Below are 24904 nucleotides of genomic sequence, written 5' to 3'. Positions count from 1 at the left end.
ATAAAATATGTTATCTACAAAGGGTTTTAGCTATAAACAATAAAAGGTAAGTGATATGGTTCAGTTTTCTTTGCCAAAGAATTCTAAAATTAATCAAAAGAGCAAAATTTATCCTATTCCTGCTAGAGCAAAAAACATCAGAAGATTTCAAATTTACCGTTGGTCTTCTGATGACGAGAAAAACCCTAGAATAGACATATTTTTTATTGATATGGATAGTTGTGGCCCTATGGTACTTGATGCATTAATAAAAATAAAGGATGAAATAGATTCGACTTTAACTTTCAGACGTTCTTGTAGAGAAGGCATATGTGGATCTTGTGCCATGAATATTGATGGAACCAATACTCTTGCATGTACTAGATCTATACACGATATAAAAGGTGACGTAAAAATATATCCATTACCTCACATGTATGTGATAAAGGACCTAGTCTCGGACTTGAGCCAATTTTATGAGCAATACAAATCAATTAAACCTTGGTTACAAGCAGATAAGCCTGCCCTACCAAATAAAGAATACTCTCAATCTCCTAAAGATAGAAAAAAATTAGATGGCTTGTCCGACTGTATATTATGTGCTTGCTGTTCGACTGGTTGCCCAAGCTACTGGTGGAATAGTGATAAATTTTTAGGACCAGCAATACTATTACAAGCCTACAGATGGATTGCTGACAGCCGTGATAATAAGACAGGCGAAAGACTTGATGTTTTAAACGACCCATTCAAGTTGTATCGTTGTCATACAATAATGAATTGCACAAAAACTTGTCCTAAAGGACTTAATCCAGCAAGAGCAATAGCGAAAGTAAAACAGCTCATGGTAGAGAAAGAAGGAGTTTAAGTATCATCTTTTGCATTCTTCGTAAGAGAACAGCAAACCTTCCGAAGCGTAGGGTATTGTTAATACCCTGAACGCTTTTCCATTCGTAAAATGCATCGTATCATCATACGATGCAAATAATTTTTTGAATAACTCATGTCTTTGGTTACTAATAGTTTGAAAATCCTCTTTTTCTAAAAGCTTTTTAGATTCGAAGAGGTAAAGCATAACTTCATGATAAGTTGGATAAGATGCCAAAAATTTTGGGTCAAATTGAAAAGTTTTTATGAAAGCATTATTATAAAATTTTAGCTTTTGATTCTTACTATATATTACTATAGCAACCGGCAACCTCTCAAGCAAATTTTTCTGTGTAGCTAAATAACTGTTTAATTCAGTACATAATTTCTCTGCATCACTAACATCTTTCCCATACATTACTATGCTACCAGAACCTTGTATTGGAATTTTAACAAAATCGAAAACCTTAGGTTCGTTCTTGTAAGTTACGACACGCCTTCCTGGTTTTGTGCTATGGGCGCTACTGGTAATAGCAAATTTCTTAGAGCCATCTACATATTTATCATAAAATAAATTATAAAATTCTACCTTTCTATTCTTGTTATATTTTAGTATTGGAAATGGCAAAGAGTTGAAAACATTTTTATAGCTTTCCACTTCTTGTGTAAGCTTACTATTTTCTAGCTCAAGTCCGTGAGCTTTTATTTTACAGTCTGAAACATTCCTTATCCATAACAGCACACCAATCACATTGTTAGAATCATCTATTATACTTCTGCCATAACATATGCAATAAACCTCACTGTCTTTTGACTTTAAATCTAGAGTAAAAGATTTATTTATTTCCTTTGCCTCAGCAAAATTTTTAATTAAACTTTCTGATTGCTCAAAAAAATTCACAAACTCATTAAATGAGTAAAAAACAGTATTAAGCAAAATTAGTAAATTGGGAGAGAACTTTTCTATACGTTTTTTTGCATCCCAAATATAAAACCCATCATTCACAGTATCAATTAAATTATTTATGATAACATTTTGATGCTGTAAGTTCTTAATCTTATTACTAATTTTTAATTTAAAATAAGAGAGAAAGAATAATATTAGAATCAATATTAAAACCACTTCATACAAAAAAAACATAGCACTTTTAAAACAAATGTAAAAATTTGTAACCGCTCAGAATTATGCTGAAGAGGTATATAAGTAAAGATTGCCTAACATTTGAAAGCCCAATCTCTTATAAAGGTTCACAGAAGATTTCATACAATGTGCTACTATATATTTGCATTCAAGCTGTTTAGCTATCTTTATTCTTTCTAAAACCATTTGGGTACCTATTCCACGATTCCTGTAAATTGGTAAAACTCCATCACTATAAAAACCAGCTACGCTGTCTTGAACATAAAGACCGCATGTCCCAATAATTTCATTATTTAGTGTTACAAGAAAAAATCTTAATCTTGAGTTCTTATCATCATAATTTGATAATCCGCGAAAAAATGTGCTGACAATTCCGACGCCATGATAAAAAATTTTAGAAGTGTGTAGATCTAACTGTTCTAAGAGGTTGCTACCATTCACAGCATTTAACCTCAAGTTTGGAATAACATCAGCAGGTAAAAAGTAATTTTTCATATTAAGTAAAGCTTTTTTTGGTGTGCTAACGTGTTTTATTTCACACTTTTCTAAAATATCTCTTATTTTCATATGTGAATTTATTACCCATGTTGCTTCTATATCTCTTGTTCTGAGATAATCTAGAGTTTTTTGTATAGAAAGCTCGGTACATTGATCTCCACAGAACACAAAATTAAATAATGACTCCCTGGTACCATTTATTGTAAATATGATATTATCAAATTCATCGTGTACTTCCCACTCAGATAAATTCGCTGTGTACAGTATATAATCCTTTAGATTTTGAACAATTAAGCTTGAATAATAAATTTTTTTATCCTGCATACACCAACAATAAACAATAAAAGGCTCCTATAAGAACACAGGCTAAAATTGCAGCTATAACGTCATCTAGCATAATACCTAAAGGACCTTTGGTATTTTTATCGATTAAATTTATAGGCCACGTTTTTATTATATCAAAAAACCTAAAAGAAAAAAAGCACAACAACAATGGAGAACAATTCATCTCTTGGCTTAACAATATCGAAACTAAAAGTATCGTCAGCAATTGACCAACCACTTCGTCAATTACTACCTCTTTTGGATCACATGAAGTCTTGTAATGTTTTATATAATTACCTGTAGACCATAATCCAATTAAGAATAAAAAAGAAATAATTGCTGCACCTAAAATTTTGTTGCTCAGGATTACAGGAACAAGCGGAAAAGAAGCCAAACTACCCACAGTACCTGGCATTTTTTTTACTGTTCCAGACAGCCACCACGTTGATATTAATTTATATAAAAATTTCACAATATATCCAAATACAAAATTAACTTATAAGAACAGAAATAGTATCCTCTATAGAGGCGCTTTCATACAATAATCTATAGACCGCTTCACATATAGGCATTTTTATCTTTAGCTTTCCTGCTAAATTAAATATGGACTCAGCAGTGCTAAAACCTTCAATCACTGACTTGCCTTCTGACAAAATCTGCTGAACATTAAAGCCATTGTCACTATTACCTATTTTAAACCCAAAAGATAAGTTTCTTGAATTCAAGGATGTGCATGTCATGATTAGGTCACCCAGACATGCTGGCCCAAGTAGTGTATTTATATCCACACTACCTTCACCAATTTTTGCTGAGTATAAAGCCTTAATTTCGCTCATACTTTTCGTAATCAATGCTGCATGAGCATTAAACCCAAGTTTACTACCTAGAACAATCCCACACGCTATAGCAAAAACGTTCTTTAACGCTGCACAAATCTGTACTCCTATAATGTCGTTACTAAACTCCAATTTAACATTTTCTTGTTGCAGCTCTGATACTAGCTTTGAACCTAATGTGTTATTTTGGCATGCAAGAACCATTGAATAGGGTAATTTTCTTGCAACTTCTACAGCAAAGCTAGGACCTGAAAAAATAGCAATAGGATTGTTAGGTAAAATTTCATTTACTATTTCACTAGGTAATTTTAATGTAGACTTTTCTATTCCCTTACAAGCTAAAATTATTGCTACATCTTTTTTCAGATTACAATTATGCAATTGCTGACATACCTTCCTCAGAGACTGAGTGGGAACAGCGAGGATTGTTACTGAAGCATTAATTGTGTCTTCAATAGCCAATTTTACTGACACATTATCAGAAATTCGACAACCGGGTAGCTTGTCACTTTCTCTTTTCCCGTTGATTGATTCAAATGTAGTTTCATTGCGAGTCCACAAAATCACATCTTTCTTACTACCTAATGAAATTGCGATTGCTGTACCCCATGCACCAGCACCTAAAATTGATATTGCCACACAATATTCCTGAAAATATTACTTATACTTTAAAATAGTAGGATAAGTAAATTAAAAATATAACACAGACATATAGAATAGTTAAATATTTATTAACCGAAGTATTCTTTTAATAATAGTAACTTTAATTCAATATTTACTAAAAATATTATTACTATCATGGTATGTCTATTATATTTTAGATCTATTTATATAACTTTGGAACAATATATTTACTATTAATTAATAAGTGTAATTTTGATCATTTGTTAATAAAAATTTGATTTATTACTTTCCTTAGTTATATATATTACTAAAATTATAAATTATTTATGGGGTGTAAAATATGCGTATATTATTAATTGAAGATGATCAAGTAAGTGCAAAGACTGTGGTTAACGCCTTAACTTCTGATGGACATTTCTGTGACATTGTTACTTCTGCACAAGATTATAACAATAATATGGTTTCCTCAAACGGAGATTACTATGACCTAGTTATTTTAGATATACACTTGCCTGGTGATATTGACGGATATGATATATTGCTAAGACTAAGAAATGCAAAAATCAAAGTTCCTGTCTTAATACTTTCATGTATATCCGCTGTCAATCACAAAGCTAAAGGACTCGGGTATGGTGCCGATGATTACTTAACCAAACCATTTCATAAAAGTGAGTTATTAGCTCGAATTAAGGCCATAGTGCGTCGTACTAAAGGCCATCCTGAATCGGTGATAAAGATTGGTAATATAAATATCAATTTTGATCACAGGATTGTTGAGGTGAAAGGTAAAACGGTTCACCTTACTAATAAAGAGTATTCTATGATAGAATTGCTAGCACTGCGTAAAGGAACAGTATTAACAAAAGAAATGTTCTTAAATCATCTTTACAATGGCTTAGATGAACCTTCAGATAACAAGATAGTTGATGTTTTTATGTGCAAATTACGTAAGAAACTTGAAAGTGCAAATGATGGAAAAAGCCACATAGAAACCGTTTGGGGCAGAGGATATGTTCTGAAAGAGTATGTTGATGATGAAGAATATTCTAATGTTAATGTAGGCGAAAGTAGTGATGGCTATCAAGCAGAACAAGTGAAGGACAACGCATGAAATGCCTATACATTTAAGTATAGCATGGCTTATATTGCACATATCATGTGAACGCCTAGGTGAAATATAAGCCGAGTTCTGTTTATGTAGCTATTTATCTGGAGTAAATGTTACCATTTACTGCGTGCGATTTACCCAAGTAGATATGAGGAAAACATAAAGTCTACTTCTATTTAATCTTGCTCCTAGTGTTGGTTACTTGACTACCAATGTTGCCATTGCCATGGTGTGCTCTTACCACACCTTTTCACCCTTACCTAAGAATATTTTAGGCGGTAATTTTCTGTAGCCCTATAACTGGAGTTACCTCCGGCGGGCATTACCCGTCACTATTTTTCCTTGGAGCCCGGACTTTCCTCTGCTATGTTTATCACACAACAGCAGCTACTTATTTCACCTAGGAATTATACTTTAACATGAAAATCACAAAAGCAAAAGACAATTTCCTAACAGTCTACATATTAAAAACATTTAGACAAATAGCTAAAGGTGATATTCCGGCACATCATCACTATCCCAAGATAAGCTTTTTTCACTTTTAGACTCCGCTTCAGTTAGTCAAGAGCCTGGTCCACCGCTTGAAGACGATGAGCTACTTCTTGATCGACTACTACTTTCTACTGATATACTATTTAGCACTGTTTCAGATTGATATATAGTTAGCATTCTGTTACCAGTGGTAAAAATTTCTTCATCGCTACTTGAAGATGATCGCCTTCTATAACCCAAATCAGTTAGTTCTAATACAGGAGCAGCATTACGACCCTTAACATATCTATATGCTATGAATCCTATAATTCCAACAATACCTATTGCTCCAACCAAAGATCCCCCTATCATTCCTGCCTTATTAGACCCTATAGCAAGTTGAGTAGGTTGTGGTGAAGAAGTAGACTGAGGAAGTAAAGTCGTGGTGAATATAGGAGTTGTTGACTCTTTTGTTCTAGTACTTGGTATACTAAATACTGTTTGTGTAGTTTTCTCTGAGTTTGTTGTTGGCGCATTAGTTGGCATTGTAGTAATCACAGTTGCTTGTGAGGTGGCAATAGTTTCAGCTACTGTTGTTGGCTCTGATGATGTAGATGCCGTGCTTATTTTAGTTGTTAACTCTGTTAAAGGCTTACTCATCGTAGCACTGCTTGCTGTAGAAGTCGACGCAACAGTCGCTGATGTGGGTTTTACAGTACTTGTCTCAGTCCCTGAAGTTACTATCGGCACACTAGTTGACGTTGTAGCAACCGTGGTCGCTTGTGAAGTAGTAGTTGTTTTTGCTACTGTCGTTGACTCCGTTGAAGGTTTACTTATTGTAGAAGTAGGTGCAACGGCTTCCGTTGTCAATTTAGTAGTCTTCACAGTGTCGGTTTCTGCTGTACTAGCAATTGCAGCAGTCGGCGTTTTCTTAGAAGTCACAACCGTTTCTGTAATAGTTACAGGAGCCACGGTACTACTAGAAATAATATCTGGCGTTAATCGACCGTTAATGATATTAACAAAATCACTGAGAGTTTTGATGCTATTTGCCGGTATTATTGTTACCTTGGAAGGTTTTTCAAATCTTTGATGATTGCAAATTGTGATGTTTCCTTCACTTATTGCAGTTACAATAAAACTGTCTTGACCATTGTCTTTAACGTACAATTTCTCTATAGAATCTGCAAATTCGCAAACAGTAAAGTTCGATTTTGATCCATTCTTAACAAGACTTGTTAAATGTAACGTTTGTCTATTAGGCAAGCGGTCTTCTGCAAGAAAAGCAACTAGATCATCTCCTTTTATTTGCTTTACATACTGCAAAAAACTTATTTCATATTCACTAGAAAAAGATGGCACTTTATTTATCTGACAATTTTTCTTACCAAGCAAACATTCATCTTCCTTTCCACTTTTTAGACACGCAAATTCTGGATTAAGGAAGGAAGTATAGGAAATAGAAGGCTTTTTGGATTTGATGGAATAGGAGATGAGAGTAGAAAAGATATGAACCAAGAAATCAACAGGGGATCTATGGCGAGTGTGTTCAATTTCTAGTCTATTTTTTAGGTAACCAAAAACAGTCTCAATGATAGACCTTTTTCTCAGTAAAATCTTCTCATTTAGCGAAATTAATGTATTTTTCATACCTTTTTTCACCTTGGTAACAAGTTTCAAACCTCGGTCAAACAGCTTCTGAAAAAGCTCTTTTGCAATATAACCTTTGTCACCAAACAAAAGGCCGGTTAATTTTTCCGTCAAATTTGGCACAGGTATCCTATCATCAACATTGCCTTTTGTTAGCGTAAGTGCATGAATTTCACCATTTTCATTGATTACCATATGTAATTTGAAACCAAAAAACCAGCCGTAAGTACTCTTGCTTAATTTTGCAATTCCAGCAAAAACTTTGTTTTTGGATATTCTTTTTGCATGACAAACTGCAATGGGAGTTGTGTCTATATATGAAATTCCAGTGTTTTCTGACTGTCCACAAAGCCAATGCAACAACATTGCTAAATGCCACAAAACCCTAGGCTTTAGAGCAACAAACCTGGTATATGAAGGCAACTTTGGAAACTCTGATTTGTAGAGCAACGTTAGGTAATGTAGATAGAAAGTTTTGAAATTTTTACACGGAGATTGTTGATATAGCAGGATTATTGTCATGATTTCAGAGTGCTCAATTTCCGTTGTTCTTGTGGGTTTTTTACCATTTGGCAGTAGTTTGCCTGCAAAATTTTTCTCTATATCTCTGCAAAAATCATCGACCAAACAAAACAGTTTTGTTATATCTTCCATGGGTAACCTCATCTATTTTTTTATAATTGCTGAGTTTACCCTGTTTTCTGCCTTTTCTATTCTCCTTTAATCCAGAATTCGCGTCTTAAAAACTTTTTTTGCAAATGGGCGGTAGTCTTCATTTTTACCTTCACTTTTTGGCAGTAAACTATCATGTTCTTTGTATAGCTTGGCAATAAATCCCTACTTGTGCTTTTCTTATTAATAACAAAATCCATTCTGCGAAGATCGCAGAACGCTGTACTACCAGAATTCGCTTCAGCATTGTCTTTACCAGCTCTTAATTTGCTAAAATCAAACTTTTCTGCCTGAGCTCTTAATGTAACTACTGGATTTTCCTTTTCTTCTGATATAGAGCTACTCATTATTAATATCTTGATATAGACTGCTAACGGTATAATAATACATAAAAATGATTAATAAGTCAATAAATATTTTATGTAAACGCAAGTTCTATGATAGCAAACAGTGCATGGCTTGACCATAAGGTGACAAGATTTTAAAAAGGCTCTATAACAGTTTTACACATGTATGAATCTCAATGAGCAATCAGATTTTTCTAAATAGCAGGCTGGAGAATATACCTAAGTTCCATTCCGCAATATTGCCTAAACTTTGTGGTGGGGACAAAGTGATGGACCTGCTATTTTATAGGCCGCTTAGTTATATAGACAGAAGTAAGTCGCTATCTGATGCTCAAGTTGGAGAATTTACAACTTTCATGGCAAAAGTTTATGAACATCAGCCGCCCACTTTTAGAGGTAGACCATATAAAATAGTTGTTGAAAGTGAGAGTCAGTATATATTCATAGTCTTTTTTAATTACTCAGTTAAGTATTTATATAAGTTATTTCCAATTGGAGCTTCTGTAATCATCAGTGGTAAACTCGAAAAGTTTGCTGAACATTGGCAGATTACTCACCCAGATTACGTGTCGCTTAACATCAACCAATTTAAAGAAATAGCTCGCATAGAGCCAGTCTACCAATTATGCCGTGGCATTACCAATAAGAGCATTGGGAACATAATAAGCTCTAGTCTAAAAGAATTGCCTGATTTGCCAGAGTGGATCGATGATACATTAATCAAGCAAAAAAAATGGCTAAGTTGGAGGGAAAGCATCATAAAGTTGCACAGACCAAGCTCATTAGCGGAAGCCGAGGTTTGTAGAAAAAGGCTTGCTTATGATGAATTGTTTGCATATCAGCTAGCACTGAAACTTGCAAGAGAAAATCATGTAGAAGAAAGGAGAAGAGAATTTATAGTATTGAGTCAATATAAAGAGCAAGTTTTAAATGAATTATCGTTTCAATTAACAAACGATCAAATTCGTGCAATAGATGAAATTTCAGAGAGGCAAAAATCCAAGTACCGCATAATAAGCTTGCTGCAAGGTGATGTTGGTAGTGGCAAAACCTTAGTTGCACTTTTTGCGATGATAAATGTGGTAGAAAACAACATGCAGGCAGCTCTAATGGCACCGACTACTATCTTGGCGGAGCAACATTATAATTGGATTGAGGAAGTTTTATCCTGTACCGACATAAAAGTTGCGCTGCTTACTGGTAAAACTTCGCGCAAGGAAAGAAAGATTATCATGAACGAACTTGCAAGTGGCGTTTTAAATATAGTGATTGGCACTCATGCACTATTTCAAGCTAACGTTACATTTAAAAATTTAGGGCTTGCAGTCATAGACGAACAACAGCGATTTGGAGTGATGCAGAGAAATCGCTTGGTAGGAAAAGGAGAAAATGCCGATATACTTTTCGTTACTGCAACTCCCATTCCAAGAACTTTGCAGCAAGCTATGTATGGTGACGTTGAATGTTCAATTTTGAAAGAAAAACCAAAATCCAGATTGCCAATAAAAACTGTAACTATGAACATTAGTAGAGTGCCAGATGTTATTGAAAAGCTAAAAGGTGCTATAAACAGGGGCGAAAAAGCATATTGGATTTGTCCATATATAGAAGAAAACGAAGAGACCAATATTGCTGCAGCAGAGATGCGTTTTCAGGAATTACAAAAAACATTTCTTGATAAAGTCGGGATAATACACGGAAAATTGACTCAGGAGCAGAAAGATCAAGTTATGTTTTCCTTCAAAAGGAATGAATTTTCTCTGCTTGTTGCAACCACTGTGATAGAAGTTGGTATAGATGTGCCAGATGCAACCATCATGATTATAGAAAATGCAGAGCAATTTGGGTTATCACAATTGCATCAGTTAAGAGGCAGAGTAGGGCGAGGAAACAAGCCATCTTTTTGTGTATTATTATACGATAATTTAAGTAAAAGCTCATCTTCAAAGTTAAAGATCATGTGTGAGTCACAAGATGGATTTTACATTGCTGAAAGGGACATGATGCTAAGAGGCAGTGGAGATATTTTAGGCACAAAACAATCAGGATGTATGGAATTTAAATTTGCTGATTTATATCAGGACAAAGAGCTGCTCAATCTTGCGTATAATAACGCAAAAGGCGCAATGGCTGATTTTGAATTACTGCTTGATATATTTGAATATAGAAGTAGATTACATTTTTCAAAATTTCAGTAGGAAAATCAGGTAACCCGCAGAAACGAAAAAACTTACTTGACACCCTTCGCCAGCCCCCTTATCATGATACTGAAGGTATTCAGTTATCTTCATCTGCGCAGATTAAACAGCAAGAAAACAACGTGGTTGGCGTCTTATTTTTAATTTTTTGCACTATGTGCACCTTATGTCTTCACAACATTTCTGGGTTTTTACCTATATAAGCTGAAACGCGCTTATAAGTCGTTTAAGACAGTATAGTACGCCGATTTGCAGGATTAGAGAGTGACAACTAGCTAACACGGGGTTTCTTTTGCCTTTTTTTTCTGCTTAGTAAATTTCTTAGCATTTAAGCTAAGGGTCTGTTGCAGTTTAAAAGTCGCTAAATTGCAGCGTTTAGAATAAAAAACGCCAATATTTTGAAGTACATATAAATAACTAGTTAACTACGGGGCTTCTTTTGCCTTTTTTTCATTTGGTAAATTTCTTAAATATTTAGATTAGTTGCAATTTAAGAGCCCGCAAAGGGTGTCATTCCAGTGCCCCTATGATGTCATTCCAGTGCTTGACACTGGAATCCAGGAATTTTATTAAGTTGGTGAGTATAAAAATAGCTGTTTTACGTTAAAATACAATGTTTTGATGATTATGGAAGGGCTAGATCCCAGTGTCAAGCACTGGGATGACATCATCATAAAGGAACCAGTGTCAGCTACTTGAATGACATCATAGGGGCGCTGGAATTACACCCTGACAATCGTCATCCCACTACGTGTTAGCGGAATCTGCTGTGGCAACATAAACTCAAATCATTCAAATTTCAATCCAAAGAGGTGTCATTATGTTAAACAACTTCAATTTTAAAGAATTTTTTAACCGCTATGAAACAAATAGTACGTCAGATGATATACAAAGGTATTATTTGCTGTGGAAATCAGTAATAGCGCAGGCGATGACTGATGCAGCAAGTAACTGTGAAAAAACAGAAAGCTTGGTAGAGAAACGTAAGGCGATTTCTTGGTTGTCAGACTTTAGTCAAGATTTTGTGCACACATGTATATTGGCTGATTGTGATCCGGTATACGTAAAAAACAAAATACAGCCAATCTTAAAAAGCCTTACTAGATAAAGCCTTTTTATATACTCAATGAGGTTTACTCCTTTTACCGAAAAAAATATAATGCAATCTCCTATCTATAGTTTCCTCTATATCTTTGATTAATAGCTGCTTTATCATGTTTACTTTTCGCTTTGCATCTTGAGCTTGACGCTCATTGTTACCACTGTTATTGCTGTAATTATTCTTATCACTATAACTACTGCCACTTGGTTTGCTACTGTTACTGAACTCACTACCCTTTTTTTCTTCTTGTGTTGAGTATCTGTATTATCTTTTCCTTTAAAAAGGACTTCCAGCCTGTGCCAAGTAATAATTTATAGAGAAAATGCGGAGTAAGAAACGCCACTAATATTCGAATAGAAATTCCGCAACCGAGATCTTCCCTATTTTCATAATACCACTTGCAATATTGAAACAAACGGTAAAACGCATTTTTGAAAGAGCAAAATTCTACAGCATACCAAAAACCATTGCTGAGAAACATGAGCATAATGCTGAACGTGTAAAGATACATTGTGCAGAGAAACAGCTTTACAACTATATCTTTCAAGCTGCCTAGTATATAATTAAATAACCTTAATCTATAGAAAAGCGATATCATTTCACACCCACTTCAATATGGCTGGGGTGGAAGGATTCGAACCTTCGCGTGGCGGTATCAAAAACCGCTGCCTTACCACTTGGCTACACCCCAATACTACTTACATCAATAACACTATTAGCCCAATTAGTAAAAGATTTATTTGCTTTTTCTGTGGGCATCACAGCAATAGCTGGCTGATCATAAGAATGCATTGCTTCGATTTTTTCTGCAATTTTATCAACTTGATCATTTTTGCTTTTCATAATTGCTACTATTTCACAACTACTGTTAATTTCACCCTTCCATAAATACAGAGAATTCACTTCAGGAAATATATTTACACATACAATTAATTTCTCGTTTAACAATTCCTCAGAAACAGTCTTAGCCTCCTCAAAATTTGAAAAAGTTGTATAAACCAAAACTAAATTATTCATTAGTAGCTACATAAATGCATTGCTACTATACTCTACCGAGATTTATTCATCAAGAGAAAATAACGCCAGCGCGTACTGTATGAACATTTGTTTGCAAAGGTAGTGTGTTAAGTGTTATAGCTAGGTTGCCTCAAACGTAAAGGTGTCATCCCAGTGCCCCATAAGTGTTGAAAGTATCAAAAATAACGTGATATGAGATGATCAACGGCATGTAAATTACCTCCCGACAGTAAAACAATCGAACGTATAAAAGAGTCATTTAGATCCAATGTGAATTGCAGTAATGCTATTTTGAACCCATGTAGATTATTTTTGATTTTATAAACAAGAAATAACAAAGCCGTAATAATAATCATGTAAATATACACCTTCATGCCATTCATAGTATGGCTTAAAAAGTGCTTATATCCAAGATTTTGCTTTATAAATTTAAAGAACACTTCTATATCCATCTGCGCCTATATAGCTCTGTTACTTCATAAGCTGGCATTTCAAACAAGTTTGTCAAAAACCATATTTCATCTCCAATTTTATTTCTGATTTTTATTAGCCGTAGATCATGCTTTTCTGCCACTTTACCTCGTGCACGATAAAGATTAACTATTATATCTTCTAAAATCTCTGATCCATCCGATTTTTGTTCTCTTATAACTTTGTTCCTGCTTATAACATCATGTTTTCTTCCTACTTTAACTCTTGTGATAAATTTGTACTCCTTTTCATCAAATTCGGCAAAAGTTCCAACTTTTCTGATTCCTCTATCAAATAATAAAATATCCTCTTTTTCAACTTTAGCTTCATTAATTGCTCTCACTAATGCCATATCTTCACTACTTTCTTCTTGTCCTTTACAAAATCTTATACTTGTCGGCAATTGATCCTTTAATCCTACACTCACTTTAACTTGACTGTCGTTACTTTTACCGCCTATTTTTAGCCCATCTTTTATGAGATATCCCGATAAATTTATGATCGTCGAATCAAACTTATGTAAGTTATTTGATGTTTTTTGGGGTAATAGCTTTTTAATCTTGCTCATCAAATCAATATATACTCCCTTAAAATATTCTGGATTTATAACTTTTAACCTTTTTGACAAACCACTGTATGTTACTGTACTTTTATCGCTATTCTTATCCATTATACACCTGTCTATTACCATTTCTAGCGCTCTTAGGCTTGTTTTTTGCCCCATTAATATTAACTTCATTAGACCTTTAAATATAATCTTGCCCAACAATTTAGTATTACATTTATCTACTTCACTTAATTTTCCTAGCCTTTCTAAATCCTCATCTTTTATTAAATTTAGTACTCTTTCTATTTGATCCATTATTGCCTCCATTTTCTTGCAATAATAGTTCTTTATGTCTTTTTTGTGTTACTTTCAACACTTATGACGCGAATTCTGGATTAAGGAAGGAAGTATAGGAAATAGAAGGCTTTTTGGATTTGATGGAATAGGAGATGAGAGTAGAAAAGATATGAACCAAGAAATCAACAGGGGATCTATGGCGAGTGTGTTCAATTTCTAGTCTATTTTTTAGGTAACCAAAAACAGTCTCAATGATAGACCTTTTTCTCAGTAAAATCTTCTCATTTAGCGAAATTAATGTATTTTTCATACCTTTTTTCACCTTGGTAACAAGTTTCAAACCTCGGTCAAACAGCTTCTGAAAAAGCTCTTTTGCAATATAACCTTTGTCACCAAACAAAAGGCCGGTTAATTTTTCCGTCAAATTTGGCACAGGTATCCTATCATCAACATTGCCTTTTGTTAGCGTAAGTGCATGAATTTCACCATTTTCATTGATTACCATATGTAATTTGAAACCAAAAAACCAGCCGTAAGTACTCTTGCTTAATTTTGCAATTCCAGCAAAAACTTTGTTTTTGGATATTCTTTTTGCATGACAAACTGCAATGGGAGTTGTGTCTATATATGAAATTCCAGTGTTTTCTGACTGTCCACAAAGCCAATGCAACAACATTGCTAAATGCCACAAAACCCTAGGCTTTAGAGCAACAAACCTGGTATATGAAGGCAACTTTGGAAACTCTGATTTGTAGAGCAACGTTAGGTAGTGTAGATAGAAAGTTTTGAAATTTTTACACGGAGATTGTTGATATAGCAGGATTATTGTCATGATTTCAGAGTGCTCAATTTCCGTTGTTCTTGTGGGTTTTTTACCATTTGGCAGTAGTTTGCCTGCAAAATTTTTCTCTATATCTCTGCAAAAATCATCGACCAAACAAAACAGTTTTGTTATGTCTTCCATGGGTAACCTCATCTATTTTTTTATAACTGCTGAGTTTACCCTGTTTTCTGCCTTTTCTATTCTCCTTTAATCCAGAATTCGCGTTTTAAGGAGATATTCCACTTACCTGAAGCAATTGGAGCTTCTCGAGTTGCAAAAAATATTTTGAAATCTGAAAGAATGATGTGGAAATTTTTAGATGACCCAGAAAATATTCCGCTGACAAATAACCACGCTGAACGGCAAATTCGGCATTATGTCGTTTATCGCAAAAATTCATATTTTACCCAATCGAAGCGGGGAAATGCATTCCTTGAACGGATAATTTCGTTATACTTGACATGGAAACAAAGGGCCTTTTCACAATCTCCTATCTATCGTTTCTTAAACCACTCTGCTGAACGGATACAAAGGATCTTATGTCTTAAACCTTATCACCAGGCTTAACAAATAGGTGGCCCAATACTATTAACTTTATGGATTTACCTTCGTTATTTGCTACTATCCAAACCCCATCGCTCTCATGATCAACAATTTCTATTGGTGCAAATACTACATAATTATTATCATCAACAATCTTTATTCCAAGAGCACCCTCGTCACTTAAGCTCAGGGCTGAAGAAGGAACTTTATATGCAAATCTTTCGCCTGAAGGTAGCCTTACGTTGGCAGTTAGTCCCTGCAAGGATATCATTTTATTATTAGTTACCTTTACTTCTACCATATAAGACCCGGTTTTAGGCTCAGCAATTTTACTAATAAAACTTACTTCTCCTGCCAATTCTTTTCCATCCAGCAAATTAATTTGAGCTGTGCTGCCTAGCTCTATTTTATTTACTTCATTTTCCGAAACGTATAACACTACAAGAATTTGATCGAAATTAACCACGTCAGCTATTTTTTGCCCAGCATTAACAAAATCCCCTTCGTTTGCATTGATTTTATCAATATAACCATCTATAGGAGATGTGACTGCAGTATTTTCTAAATCCAATTCTAGCCTTTTTAGGTCAGCTTTTGCACTTTGTAACGCAGTAAAAGCTGCTTCTACTTGTATTTGTGCCCCATAGCCTTTTTTATTCAGTTTGTGAGAGGAATCATACTCAATTTCACGCTGCTTTAATAAAGCTTTGGCTTTCTGAGCTTGCTCAATCCTGTCATAATCTTCTATCTTTAACACTATATCATCTCTTTTTACCTTTTCACCATCAGGTAAATAAATAGCAATAATCTTACCACTTATTTTTGAGACAAGGCTAGCTCTATGTAAGGGATTTACTGTACCAGAAAAATTTAAATATATAGTGCGGTTTTGCGGCGCACATTCTTGAGTTTTTACTGAAAAGCTACTAGTTGCATTATCACTATGAACCGCCTGATCTTTTTTTAAAAATGCACTGCTGATAAAAAACAGTAGAATAAAAGCAATACTGGAAATGATGATTACTTTATTTCTCATCTTTAAACAATAGAATTTGTTAACTAATTTTGTTAGAAACAACTGTATAAATTTTCGAATCAGAAATGTAAGTATAATACATGCACCATTGTCACTCCATAAATAATTTTATATGAGAACAAACACAAGATTTTCCTACAATAAGTAAGTTTTTTATTGCAAAAATGCAATTTTTAATCGAATAAAAATGTAAAATTGCAAATAAAGTTGTGCATAAAACTGGATTTAAAAAAATCTCGAAAAACATACTAAAACTTTTAAATAATAACTTTATATCTAGTGGCTTTGCCTTCTCCAAGACGCTGTAAGTATTTCATCCCTAGCAGTTTCTTTGTAATTGCCTCTACTGTTCTTGGAGGAAATCCTAGGGCTTCTATAGCATCTTTTCTACTAAATTCTTTATCTGCAAGGCTAAGTGCCCACTCCCAGAAGAATAATTGTTTTCTTGATAATAAATATTCAGTATTCTCCCTCTCAAGAATATAATGCGCTTCATTTGCTTGCGTTTTGAGCACATTAAGAAAAAATATTAACCATGGGGAAATATCTTCTTTGCTACTTTTCCAGCTACTTTGTGTTTTATTAAGCGCTAAATAGTAATCAAGTTTGTTAGTTTCAATTATCTTTTCATGTGATACAATAGATACAAAATCATAACCCTGCTGCAACAGCATTAAATTAGTCATCAATCTACTAGTTCTGCCATTCCCATCTTGAAAAGGGTGTATTGCCAGATACTCAAAAACAAAGTTAGCAACAATAATAAGAGGATGCTTAAATTTATTATTTAAGGACCAGTGATACCAATCAATAAGCTTGTATCTTGTAAAAAGCATTTAATGTTTTAAGCTTAAGCATTAGATGGAGAAGGGAAAAACTCTAGCATTTGGCTTAGATATAAAATCTGTGCAAGAGATAAGAGTTCCCTTCTCAAAAGTATAGGCTGGACGGTATCGTAGAAAAACCTAAATGGTTCTAATTCTGTATTCACAAGGTAAGCCTTACTTTTCATTTTTAATGGTAACGTATGGGGTTATATATGATCAACAACTTTTTAGGAATAGACATATCAAAAGATCGCTTTGATGTTTTTCTTTCATTCATAAGCAAAAAAGGAAAACGTGAAACTAGGAAAAGGAATTTTAAAAACGAGGATTCTGGGTTTCAAGGTTTGCAGGACTTTCTACAAAAACATAATGTAGAAGAAGTAAAAGCCTGTATGGAAGCTACTGGTTGTTATGGTGAAGCTTTGGCTGAATTTCTTCACAATGCTGGATATTTTGTTAGTGTTGTAAATCCTTATTGCATAAAATCTTATGCGAGGAGTAAGCTTGTACGACAAAAGAATGATCAGACCGATGCAGAAATTATTGCAGATTATTGCCAAAGGCAGGAACCAACTCGCTGGGCACCACCTTCTCCCGAAAAGAAAAAATTAAAACATCTTTATCGTTGCTCGGCTGCGTTAAAAGATGAATTGACATTAGTAAATAACCACTTAGAAAAAAAAGAGAGACTGCCTAAAGAAGTTGCAAATGCTTGGGAAGACCTTGCAATGAACATAGAGCAAAAAATAGAAACAATAAAAAACTCCATACGTGAATTATTAAAGCAACACAAAGAGTTGTTGGAAAATTTTCAACTTCTACTGACTATTCCAGGAATAGGAGAGGAATCAGCAATAGCTATTTTAGCGGAAATTCCTGACATAAAGGATTTTATAAATGCCAGGCAATTGGCAGCATATGCAGGAACTATATCACAAAATATAACGTCAGGTTCATCTGTACATGCCAAGCCCAGATTAAGTAAATCAGGTTCACGAACACTACGCAAGGCTCTGTTCTTTCCTGCCATAGTAGCTAAGAATCACAATCCTATCATTATGAGTTTTTGCCAAAGATTAAAGGAAAAGGGTAAGCATAATATGGCCATCGTTGGTGCTGCAATGCGTAAGTTACTCCATATCATTTTCGGTATTCTGACATCCAAAAGTGCTTTTGATCCAAATCATATCAAGAACTACAGAGCTAGGATGTTGACTGAAGGTTTAGTGCTTTAAAATCAAAAAATGCTTCCATTTTATCTTATGTAAAATATTATCTTATACAAATTTATTGAATGTAGTTGGTTAGTGTATATATTGATAAGTAAATTAGTTTTATACATACAAAACAACAGAAATTTACTTATCAATATATACATTAACTATACCGCTACACAGTTGGAAGTACTTTTTGATTTTACAATGCAGCTTAAGATTCAATTTTTATAATTTTCTTGTTGACTGGCGAGACGGTATCTCTTGCCGTTAGTATAGAAGGTTTGGTACTAGGGATACTAGATCAAAAAGTTTATTCAAGACCTGAAGAAACTGAAAACCTTAAAAAAAGAGCGATCGCATTGAAGATAAAGAAAGCGTAAAGTGGTTGGAAACTTTAAGAAAAACAAATAATATTATTGATCCAACTCAAACTGAGACTATAACTGTATGCGATAGAGAAGCAGATATATATGACTTTTTTGAGCTTGCACATAATCTTAATTCGGCAGTGCTAGTTAGAGCATGCAGAGATAGAGCAGTAAATAGAAAATCTCGATATCCTGAAAAAGGTGAGCAGAAGTTATGGGCATTTATTAAATCCTCTCATTGTGCAGGTACGGTAGAAGTTGAAGTTCCTGTAAAAGATAATAAGCCAAAAAGAACAGCACGTTTGGAAGTTAGATTTGGAAAGTTTATGATGAATCCATCTAAGAATAATATTAGGCATAAGACGGAAGAACTACCTAAATTACCACTTTATGCAGTTTATGTTGTTGAGAAAACTCCCCTTCCCTTAAAAAAAACCGCTAGAATGGATGCTATTAACGAATCTTTCAGTTAATACTTTCGATGAAGCTGTTGAAAAAATTAGTTGGTATTGCCTTAGATGGAAAATAGAGATATTACATAAAATTTTAAATCCGGTCTCAAAGTTGAAGAATGTAGGCTTGGAATAGCAGAAAGACTAATGAGATATCTAACAGTTGTGAGTATTATTGCTTGGAGGATCTTCTTTATTACATCAATTGCAAGAGCTAACCCAATATTACCATGTACTACCTTATTATCTGAAGAAGAATGGAAAGTTTTATACGTTAAAATACACAGAAAACCATGTCCAAGTGTAGTTCCCAACATAAAAGAAGCTGTTTCATGAACTTGGAGGCCATTTAGCAAGAAAAAATGACCCAGAACCAGGACCTTATGTTCTTTGGAAAGGATATAAACGTCTCTTTGATTTAGCAGAAGGATGGCGACTTGCTCACGAACCTCATATTTGTGGGTAATAGTAAGATTTGATATGCTGCCGACACTTATGTTCAAATTAAAAATGTCATTTATGATACTAGCCACTTCACGCTTTGAGTTTTTGTAAAATCCGCTGAGTGCTGCAATTATAGACTTAACCCTTGGACCAAATGTATCTGGCGTAACACCTTCTGGTAACTTGCTACTTTTTCTTTTTCTGCATCTCCGACAACGACCATGTTCCAATTACTACATAAGGCCTAATTTCCGGAAGATCAACTTTTTGGTGAACATAAGGTTTTTCGCATATTACAAGCTCTCCTCCGCATTCGCAAATATTAAGCAACTCTATTTTTACTACTTTATCCGCTTCCATTGTGGCATGAAAATTTCCTTTATGCCCAACCTAATCGCCAACATTCCTTTCGCTTTTTGGCTTGTCCTTTTTTATTTTGTATAGCTCTTTTGAGCTGGGCAGGGATGAGTTTTTTGAATTTAAACCGAGCCTTTCCTTTAATTCAGCGTTCTCTATCTTTAAAGCTTTATTTTCTGCTTTTAAGTTTTCTATCTCTGCTTCCAGTTTTTCTATTTTTTGCTGTAAATTTTTGCAAAGTTCTAAAAGGTTTACCACATTACCTCACTTTTGCTCTATGATTATCTTTATTATCTTGCTTTGTCTACCTTATTCTACCACTCCGCTGAACGGATACAATTTACTAAACAGAAAAAAAGGCAAAAGAAGCCCTGGGGTTATTATCCGCTTTAAAATATTGGCGTTTTTTATGTTTTAAACGCTTGACAAGCAAGATCAAGCTGCTTTTAATTGCAACTAACTTACGCTGCAAATGTTTAAGAAGTTTACTAAGCAGAAAAAAAGACAAAGAATCCCCGAGTTATCTAGTCTTTTACTATCTCTGTCGAGTATTGGCATTTTTTGATGTCTTGTAACGCTTTATAAGCGCGTTCAGCTTATTTAGATAAAAATCTAGATGTAGATGAAGTTTTGTAAAGACATACAGTACCTATATACTGCAAAAAATTGAACATAAGACGCCGATACATTAAGTAATCCTTACCTTTTAATCTGCAGATTGGCGAAAGCAAATACAATAGCTTCACTATCATGATAAGGGCGCTGGCGAAGCTTGTCAAGGAAGTTTTTATGACTTATCTAACGAATTTTACACTTGCTAAAGTTGCACCACCTTGGTATCTTTAACTGAAAAAAGTTATTTTTTATCCAATATGAAAAAAGCCTTTATATTCACATCCTTAATAGCAGTTGTATTAATAGTCATTACTTATTTATACAGAAACAACGGAACTAATGACTCACAAGTGGTAAATGTCTATTCATCGCGCAAAGAAGAATTAGTACGCACTTTATTTGATGAATTCACGGAAAATACAGGCATTAAAGTACGTTACATCATTGATGATTATTCTCAGCTACTTTCACGAATAGAAAACGGTGGTGAAGCTGACTTATTTTTAACTGCTGATGCAGTCAACTTAATTCTAGCAAAAAAAAGAGGGCTTTTATCTCAAGTAGATTCAGAGGTTTTAAAAAGTGTTATACCTGCAAGATTTAGAGACAGTGAAGATTATTGGTTTGGTCTTACAAAAAGAGCTAGGATATTGGTTTACAATAAAGAGTCAGTAGACCCTAAGGACTTAAGTACTTATGAAGATTTAGCAAATGAAAAATGGAAAGGAAAAATATTAGTGCGTTCTTCTACAAGTCCATATAACAGATCGTTAATTGCTTTTATGATTGCAAATAATGGTTTTGAAAAGACGAAAAAATGGGTAAGCGGAATTGTGAGCAATATGGCAAGAAAACCAAGTGGTGGTGATACTGATCAAATTTACGCTGTAGCAGCCGGTGAGGGAGATGTTGCAATAGTAAACAGCTACTACTTTGCGAGAATTCTTTCATCAGAAAATAAAAAGAGTGTTGCAGACAAGCTAGGGGCTTTTTTTCCTAATCGCAACGATCACGGTGTAATGGTAAACATCAGTGGTGCAGCAGTAACAAAAAACGCAAAAAACAGGGAAAATGCTATAGTCTTATTGGAATTTTTAGTAAGCAAGCAGGCTCAAGAGTTATACGCTAAAAAAAACCAAGAATATCCTATTATTGAAGGCGTTGAAACTTCCGATATACTAAAATCTTGGGGAAATTATTCACAAAGTGATTTGCCTCTAAGTGAACTTGAGAAGCATCTTTTTGAGGCTGTTATGATAGCGGATGAGTGTAAGTGGAAGTAATCCCCAGCACCACTAAACATTGGGATGAAAGATTTATGCTAATATACCTTGCTCTTGACTCGCTGAACTTTTTCTTCCTTCTAACTTAATTTTGACTTTACTATCTTTTTCCGTTCTTTCACCAAAACAATTGCTGCACAAGAAGTCTATTGAAAAAAGGTAATAAGAAAGTAGAATAGGTTCAAGTAGTTGAAAAGGAAACTATGAACAAGAGAAGGAATTTGTTAAACATCTCAGACCTTACAGTCGATGATGTAGAAAATATAACTAAGTTGGCCAACCAGTACCTTAAAAAAGAAGTTGCAAATAGTCATATCTTGGAAAATAAGACAGTAATAAATTTATTCTTTGAAGATTCAACGCGTACACTTGCGTCTTTTGAAATAGCAGCAAAAAGCCTTGGAGCAAATGTTGTAACTTTGCCAATAAGATCTTCTTCTATTAACAAGGGAGAAGATCTAAAAGACATGATCAAAACATTAAATGCAATGAATCCTGATTACATAATAATCAGGCATAAAAGTAGTGGTATCATTAATACACTGGCAAAGTATGTTAACTGCTCGCTAATCAATGCAGGCGATGGAAGTAGTGAACATCCAACTCAAGCTCTTGCAGACTATCTTGTAATCAGCAATCACAAAAAGCAAATAAAGGACCTCAAAGTTGTGATATGTGGAGATATTCTGCACAGTAGAGTTGCAAGATCAAATATAAGATTGCTAAAAATGTTTGGAGCAGAGATAAACTTGGTCGCACCACCAACTTTGATTTGTAAGCATTTTCCTGAAGTAGATTCAGTCCATTATTCATTAATTGAAGGTATAAAGGATGCTGACGTAATTATGCTTTTGAGATTGCAGAAAGAGCGCATGAATAATAGTTCTTCAGAGAAAGAATATTTTTATTTGTATGGACTTGATTCACAAAAGCTATCATACGCAAAACCAGATGCGATTGTTATGCACCCAGGGCCAATAAACAGAGGGATTGAGATTAGCAGCGATGTAGCAGATTGTGTTATTTTACAGCAAGTAGAATTTGGATTGGCAATACGTAAGGCAGTGTTGCACTATTATAGGCCTTGCTAATATTAAAAGATGCTACACAACTAATGCAAAAAGGGGGGCATGAAATGACAAGGCTTGTAAATGGTTTGAGAATGGCCATTAAGATGTTAAGGCCGAGGATATGGTGTGGAAGTTTTTACGAAAGCCTGAAGTCAATCAACAACCTTGCAGAACGGCAAATTAGACGGCTATCGTAAAAACAGCTTTTTCACCTGGTCGGAACATGGAGAAAGATTTGTGGAAAGAATGTTGTCGATATTTTTGACATCACGTCTCAATGGCCAAAATCCCTTCCAAAAGTTACGACTGCTTAGTTCTTTATTCATTCTCACAATCCGTGAACGGTTACAACCTGGATTACAGTGGGCTTTGTTGCATCGCTAGCTATGATGGATTAAAGATAAAAAAGATAGGGAATATCAGTAGTTTATTATTCTGGTATTTATAACAAGAACGGTCAATGAATACCTAAATTTGAGTAAAAGAAATTTCACTACCATTTACCAATCCGGCTAAAATTCAAGAATTTCAATGCTTTAGCTATTTTCAATAGAATTAAATTTATTAATATAAATAACAAGTTACTATTCTTAAATTTGATCAGATTGATTGCAAAAAAACAAGATTTTCAATAGGTTGCTTATAATCCTAACTATAGTTAGCCTTTCATAAGTAGCGATGCAACAAAGCCATTCCAGTGTCAGCTACTTTCATAATACCATATTACCTTAACAAAAGCAAATGTTCGTACAGATGTGCATCAGCTACTTTCATCTGCCACCTGCAAATTGCAATGTTCGTACAGTTATGTGTCACGCTACTTGGATGACACCGTTGAAAGAAATGAACCGCCTTTTCAAAATTGTTTTGAATAGAGGAATAACATTCACAAGTAAAATTTCATATTACCATTTTTTAATTTATGTATTATAATAAGCTTAATCTATAAGAAAAACAAAGTTGGAAAAGTTGGAAGAACTAAGCAAAAACTGGGTGATAAGAACGGGAAGATTTTTATCTTCATTGTTTTTTTTACTGTTGATTGCGCTATCAATACGTAGTTTTTTATTCGAGCCATTTCATATACCTTCTGGTTCAATGAAAAGCACCCTACTTGAAGGGGATTACATTTTTACTAGTAAATATTCATACGGTTACAGTAAACACTCCTTTCCATTTTCTCCAAACATTTTTAGCGGCAGGATTTTTTACACCCCTCCAAAGCGTGGCGACATAGTAGTTTTCAAACCCACAAGAAATGACAGCATCAGGTTTGTTAAGCGAGTGATAGGAACACCAGGTGACAAAGTGCAAATGATAGAGGGAGAATTATACCTAAATGATCAAAAAGTAGAGCGAAGGCAAATTGAAAGTTTTTTTGATTATGAGTCAAATCGTAACATACCAAGATATATAGAAACGCTTTTAAGTGGCAAGGAACATGAGATTTTGGTAGATGACATTTCTAATAAGCTATCATATAACACTCCGGTTTATTATGTACCTAACGATCAATTTTTTGTTATGGGAGACAATAGAAATAATTCTTTAGATAGTAGGTTTCCTGAAGTTGGTTTTGTACCAATGGAAAATATCATTGGGCGTGTAAGCATAGTTGGTTTATCATTTAAATTAGGAAAGGTCGATTGGTTACCATTTAATTTCAGGTTACCTGTTGCTTTGAGATTAAATAGGGTATTGCACAAGGTTGTGTAAGCTTTTT

At 34.3% G+C, this 24904-nt stretch carries 18 protein-coding genes, 1 tRNA gene, 1 other RNA gene and 4 pseudogenes; 10 read left to right on the top strand and 14 right to left on the bottom strand.

Features of this window, described 5'->3' with window-relative positions:
- The first annotated feature begins 55 nt into the window (after positions 1 to 55).
- A complete protein-coding gene (locus OPR17_RS02210) occupies positions 56 to 844 on the top strand; it encodes a succinate dehydrogenase iron-sulfur subunit (RefSeq protein WP_265021941.1) in 789 nt (262 codons plus the stop codon).
- 3 nt (positions 845 to 847) lie between these two features.
- On the opposite strand, the gene OPR17_RS02205 is transcribed toward OPR17_RS02210, so the two are convergent.
- Genes OPR17_RS02205 through OPR17_RS02190 form a run of 4 tightly spaced genes read right to left on the bottom strand, consistent with a single transcriptional unit; the run spans position 848 to position 4281 of the window.
- Entirely contained in the window at positions 848 to 1984 is a 1137-nt protein-coding gene (locus tag OPR17_RS02205; RefSeq protein ID WP_320109868.1) for a hypothetical protein, read from the bottom strand.
- 42 nt (positions 1985 to 2026) lie between these two features.
- The gene (locus OPR17_RS02200) at positions 2027 to 2806 is read right to left on the bottom strand and encodes a GNAT family N-acetyltransferase (protein ID WP_006280097.1); all 780 of its coding nucleotides are present in this window, start codon (positions 2804 to 2806) and stop codon (positions 2027 to 2029) included.
- A complete protein-coding gene (locus tag OPR17_RS02195) occupies positions 2796 to 3278 on the bottom strand; it encodes a phosphatidylglycerophosphatase A family protein (protein WP_265021939.1) in 483 nt (160 codons plus the stop codon). Before OPR17_RS02195 ends, OPR17_RS02200 begins: the two co-directional genes overlap by 11 nt.
- A 19-nt stretch (positions 3279 to 3297) precedes the next feature.
- Positions 3298 to 4281 carry an NAD(P)H-dependent glycerol-3-phosphate dehydrogenase gene (locus OPR17_RS02190; protein WP_265021938.1) on the bottom strand — a complete coding sequence of 328 codons (984 nt, stop codon included), beginning with the start codon at positions 4279 to 4281 and terminating at the stop codon, positions 3298 to 3300.
- A 325-nt stretch (positions 4282 to 4606) separates the two neighbouring features.
- On the opposite strand from OPR17_RS02190, the gene OPR17_RS02185 reads away from it, so the two are divergent.
- A complete protein-coding gene (locus OPR17_RS02185) occupies positions 4607 to 5377 on the top strand; it encodes a response regulator transcription factor (protein WP_265021937.1) in 771 nt (256 codons plus the stop codon).
- A gap of 51 nt (positions 5378 to 5428) precedes the next feature.
- Here OPR17_RS02185 and rnpB read toward each other — a convergent pair.
- The 3 genes and pseudogenes from rnpB to OPR17_RS02170 form a co-directional block, all read right to left on the bottom strand.
- Positions 5429 to 5778, bottom strand: an RNA gene (gene rnpB / locus OPR17_RS02180) — RNase P RNA component class A.
- A 1507-nt stretch (positions 5779 to 7285) separates the two neighbouring features.
- Positions 7286 to 8149: pseudogene (locus OPR17_RS07595) on the bottom strand (IS982 family transposase); the annotation flags it as partial.
- A 56-nt stretch (positions 8150 to 8205) separates the two neighbouring features.
- Positions 8206 to 8514, bottom strand: coding sequence for a hypothetical protein (locus OPR17_RS02170; protein WP_265021935.1), 309 nt, complete (start codon positions 8512 to 8514; stop codon positions 8206 to 8208).
- A 176-nt stretch (positions 8515 to 8690) separates the two neighbouring features.
- On the opposite strand from OPR17_RS02170, the gene OPR17_RS02165 reads away from it, so the two are divergent.
- Both OPR17_RS02165 and OPR17_RS02160 read left to right on the top strand, forming a co-directional pair.
- Positions 8691 to 10712: an ATP-dependent DNA helicase RecG gene (locus OPR17_RS02165; protein WP_265021934.1), complete on the top strand. Its 2022-nt coding sequence runs from the start codon at positions 8691 to 8693 to the stop codon at positions 10710 to 10712.
- 820 nt (positions 10713 to 11532) lie between these two features.
- Positions 11533 to 11820: a hypothetical protein gene (locus OPR17_RS02160; RefSeq protein WP_265021933.1), complete on the top strand. Its 288-nt coding sequence runs from the start codon at positions 11533 to 11535 to the stop codon at positions 11818 to 11820.
- A 610-nt stretch (positions 11821 to 12430) separates the two neighbouring features.
- On the opposite strand, the gene OPR17_RS02155 is transcribed toward OPR17_RS02160, so the two are convergent.
- The 4 genes from OPR17_RS02155 to OPR17_RS02140 all read right to left on the bottom strand — a co-directional run bounded on the left by OPR17_RS02155 (position 12431) and on the right by OPR17_RS02140 (position 15110).
- Positions 12431 to 12505 (bottom strand) — tRNA-Gln (locus OPR17_RS02155).
- Positions 12496 to 12831, bottom strand: a complete 336-nt coding sequence (gene cutA / locus OPR17_RS02150; protein ID WP_265021932.1) for a divalent-cation tolerance protein CutA — start codon at positions 12829 to 12831, stop codon at positions 12496 to 12498. Before cutA ends, OPR17_RS02155 begins: the two co-directional genes overlap by 10 nt.
- Before the next feature lie 442 nt (positions 12832 to 13273).
- Entirely contained in the window at positions 13274 to 14176 is a 903-nt protein-coding gene (locus OPR17_RS02145; protein WP_265021237.1) for a transposase, read from the bottom strand.
- A gap of 49 nt (positions 14177 to 14225) precedes the next feature.
- Complete coding sequence (locus OPR17_RS02140; protein WP_265021931.1) at positions 14226 to 15110, bottom strand: IS982 family transposase; 885 nt, start codon at positions 15108 to 15110, stop codon at positions 14226 to 14228.
- A gap of 87 nt (positions 15111 to 15197) precedes the next feature.
- On the opposite strand from OPR17_RS02140, the pseudogene OPR17_RS02135 reads away from it, so the two are divergent.
- Positions 15198 to 15477, top strand: a pseudogene (locus OPR17_RS02135) (IS66 family transposase); the annotation flags it as partial.
- A 36-nt stretch (positions 15478 to 15513) separates the two neighbouring features.
- Here OPR17_RS02135 and OPR17_RS02130 read toward each other — a convergent pair.
- Together OPR17_RS02130 and OPR17_RS02125 are read right to left on the bottom strand one after the other, a co-directional pair.
- Entirely contained in the window at positions 15514 to 16548 is a 1035-nt protein-coding gene (locus tag OPR17_RS02130; RefSeq protein ID WP_265021930.1) for an efflux RND transporter periplasmic adaptor subunit, read from the bottom strand.
- Positions 16549 to 16805: 257 nt separating this feature from the next.
- Positions 16806 to 17384: a Fic family protein gene (locus tag OPR17_RS02125; protein WP_265021929.1), complete on the bottom strand. Its 579-nt coding sequence runs from the start codon at positions 17382 to 17384 to the stop codon at positions 16806 to 16808.
- 203 nt (positions 17385 to 17587) lie between these two features.
- On the opposite strand from OPR17_RS02125, the gene OPR17_RS02120 reads away from it, so the two are divergent.
- Together OPR17_RS02120 and OPR17_RS02115 are read left to right on the top strand one after the other, a co-directional pair.
- Complete coding sequence (locus OPR17_RS02120; protein ID WP_265021361.1) at positions 17588 to 18610, top strand: IS110 family RNA-guided transposase; 1023 nt, start codon at positions 17588 to 17590, stop codon at positions 18608 to 18610.
- Between the two features lie 239 nt (positions 18611 to 18849).
- A pseudogene (locus OPR17_RS02115) lies at positions 18850 to 19878 on the top strand (IS4 family transposase); the annotation flags it as partial.
- Positions 19879 to 19885: 7 nt separating this feature from the next.
- Here OPR17_RS02115 and OPR17_RS02110 read toward each other — a convergent pair.
- Positions 19886 to 20471, bottom strand: a pseudogene (locus OPR17_RS02110) (DUF6444 domain-containing protein); the annotation flags it as partial.
- A gap of 614 nt (positions 20472 to 21085) precedes the next feature.
- Here OPR17_RS02110 and OPR17_RS02105 point away from each other — a divergent pair.
- The 3 genes from OPR17_RS02105 (at position 21086) to lepB (ending at position 24897) form a co-directional block, all read left to right on the top strand.
- Positions 21086 to 22111, top strand: coding sequence for an extracellular solute-binding protein (locus OPR17_RS02105; protein ID WP_265022141.1), 1026 nt, complete (start codon positions 21086 to 21088; stop codon positions 22109 to 22111).
- A 203-nt stretch (positions 22112 to 22314) separates the two neighbouring features.
- On the top strand, positions 22315 to 23202 hold the full coding sequence (locus tag OPR17_RS02100) for an aspartate carbamoyltransferase catalytic subunit (protein WP_006280416.1): 888 nt from the start codon (positions 22315 to 22317) through the stop codon (positions 23200 to 23202).
- A gap of 948 nt (positions 23203 to 24150) precedes the next feature.
- Positions 24151 to 24897: a signal peptidase I gene (lepB, locus tag OPR17_RS02095; protein WP_010962911.1), complete on the top strand. Its 747-nt coding sequence runs from the start codon at positions 24151 to 24153 to the stop codon at positions 24895 to 24897.
- Positions 24898 to 24904: the final 7 nt, after the last annotated feature.

The organism is Wolbachia endosymbiont (group A) of Icerya purchasi (genome assembly GCF_947251635.1).
GTDB classification, from domain to species: domain Bacteria; phylum Pseudomonadota; class Alphaproteobacteria; order Rickettsiales; family Anaplasmataceae; genus Wolbachia; species Wolbachia pipientis.
This window is presented reverse-complemented; position numbering and strand designations above follow the sequence as displayed.

Bases quoted from the DNA above. Each gene is read 5' to 3' on its own strand.
- OPR17_RS02165 (WP_265021934.1), top strand. From the start codon at position 8,691: ATGAGCAATCAGATTTTTCTAAATAGCAGGCTGGAGAATATACCTAAG.
- OPR17_RS02210 (WP_265021941.1), top strand. From the start codon at position 56: ATGGTTCAGTTTTCTTTGCCAAAGAATTCTAAAATTAATCAAAAGAGC.
- OPR17_RS02160 (WP_265021933.1), top strand. From the start codon at position 11,533: ATGTTAAACAACTTCAATTTTAAAGAATTTTTTAACCGCTATGAAACA.
- OPR17_RS02130 (WP_265021930.1), bottom strand. From the start codon at position 16,548: ATGAGAAATAAAGTAATCATCATTTCCAGTATTGCTTTTATTCTACTG.
- OPR17_RS02145 (WP_265021237.1), bottom strand. From the start codon at position 14,176: ATGGAGGCAATAATGGATCAAATAGAAAGAGTACTAAATTTAATAAAA.
- OPR17_RS02205 (WP_320109868.1), bottom strand. From the start codon at position 1,984: ATGTTTTTTTTGTATGAAGTGGTTTTAATATTGATTCTAATATTATTC.
- OPR17_RS02200 (WP_006280097.1), bottom strand. From the start codon at position 2,806: ATGCAGGATAAAAAAATTTATTATTCAAGCTTAATTGTTCAAAATCTA.
- OPR17_RS02120 (WP_265021361.1), top strand. From the start codon at position 17,588: ATGATCAACAACTTTTTAGGAATAGACATATCAAAAGATCGCTTTGAT.
- cutA (WP_265021932.1), bottom strand. From the start codon at position 12,831: ATGAATAATTTAGTTTTGGTTTATACAACTTTTTCAAATTTTGAGGAG.
- OPR17_RS02140 (WP_265021931.1), bottom strand. From the start codon at position 15,110: ATGGAAGACATAACAAAACTGTTTTGTTTGGTCGATGATTTTTGCAGA.
- OPR17_RS02125 (WP_265021929.1), bottom strand. From the start codon at position 17,384: ATGCTTTTTACAAGATACAAGCTTATTGATTGGTATCACTGGTCCTTA.
- OPR17_RS02170 (WP_265021935.1), bottom strand. From the start codon at position 8,514: ATGAGTAGCTCTATATCAGAAGAAAAGGAAAATCCAGTAGTTACATTA.
- OPR17_RS02185 (WP_265021937.1), top strand. From the start codon at position 4,607: ATGCGTATATTATTAATTGAAGATGATCAAGTAAGTGCAAAGACTGTG.
- OPR17_RS02100 (WP_006280416.1), top strand. From the start codon at position 22,315: ATGAACAAGAGAAGGAATTTGTTAAACATCTCAGACCTTACAGTCGAT.
- OPR17_RS02105 (WP_265022141.1), top strand. From the start codon at position 21,086: ATGAAAAAAGCCTTTATATTCACATCCTTAATAGCAGTTGTATTAATA.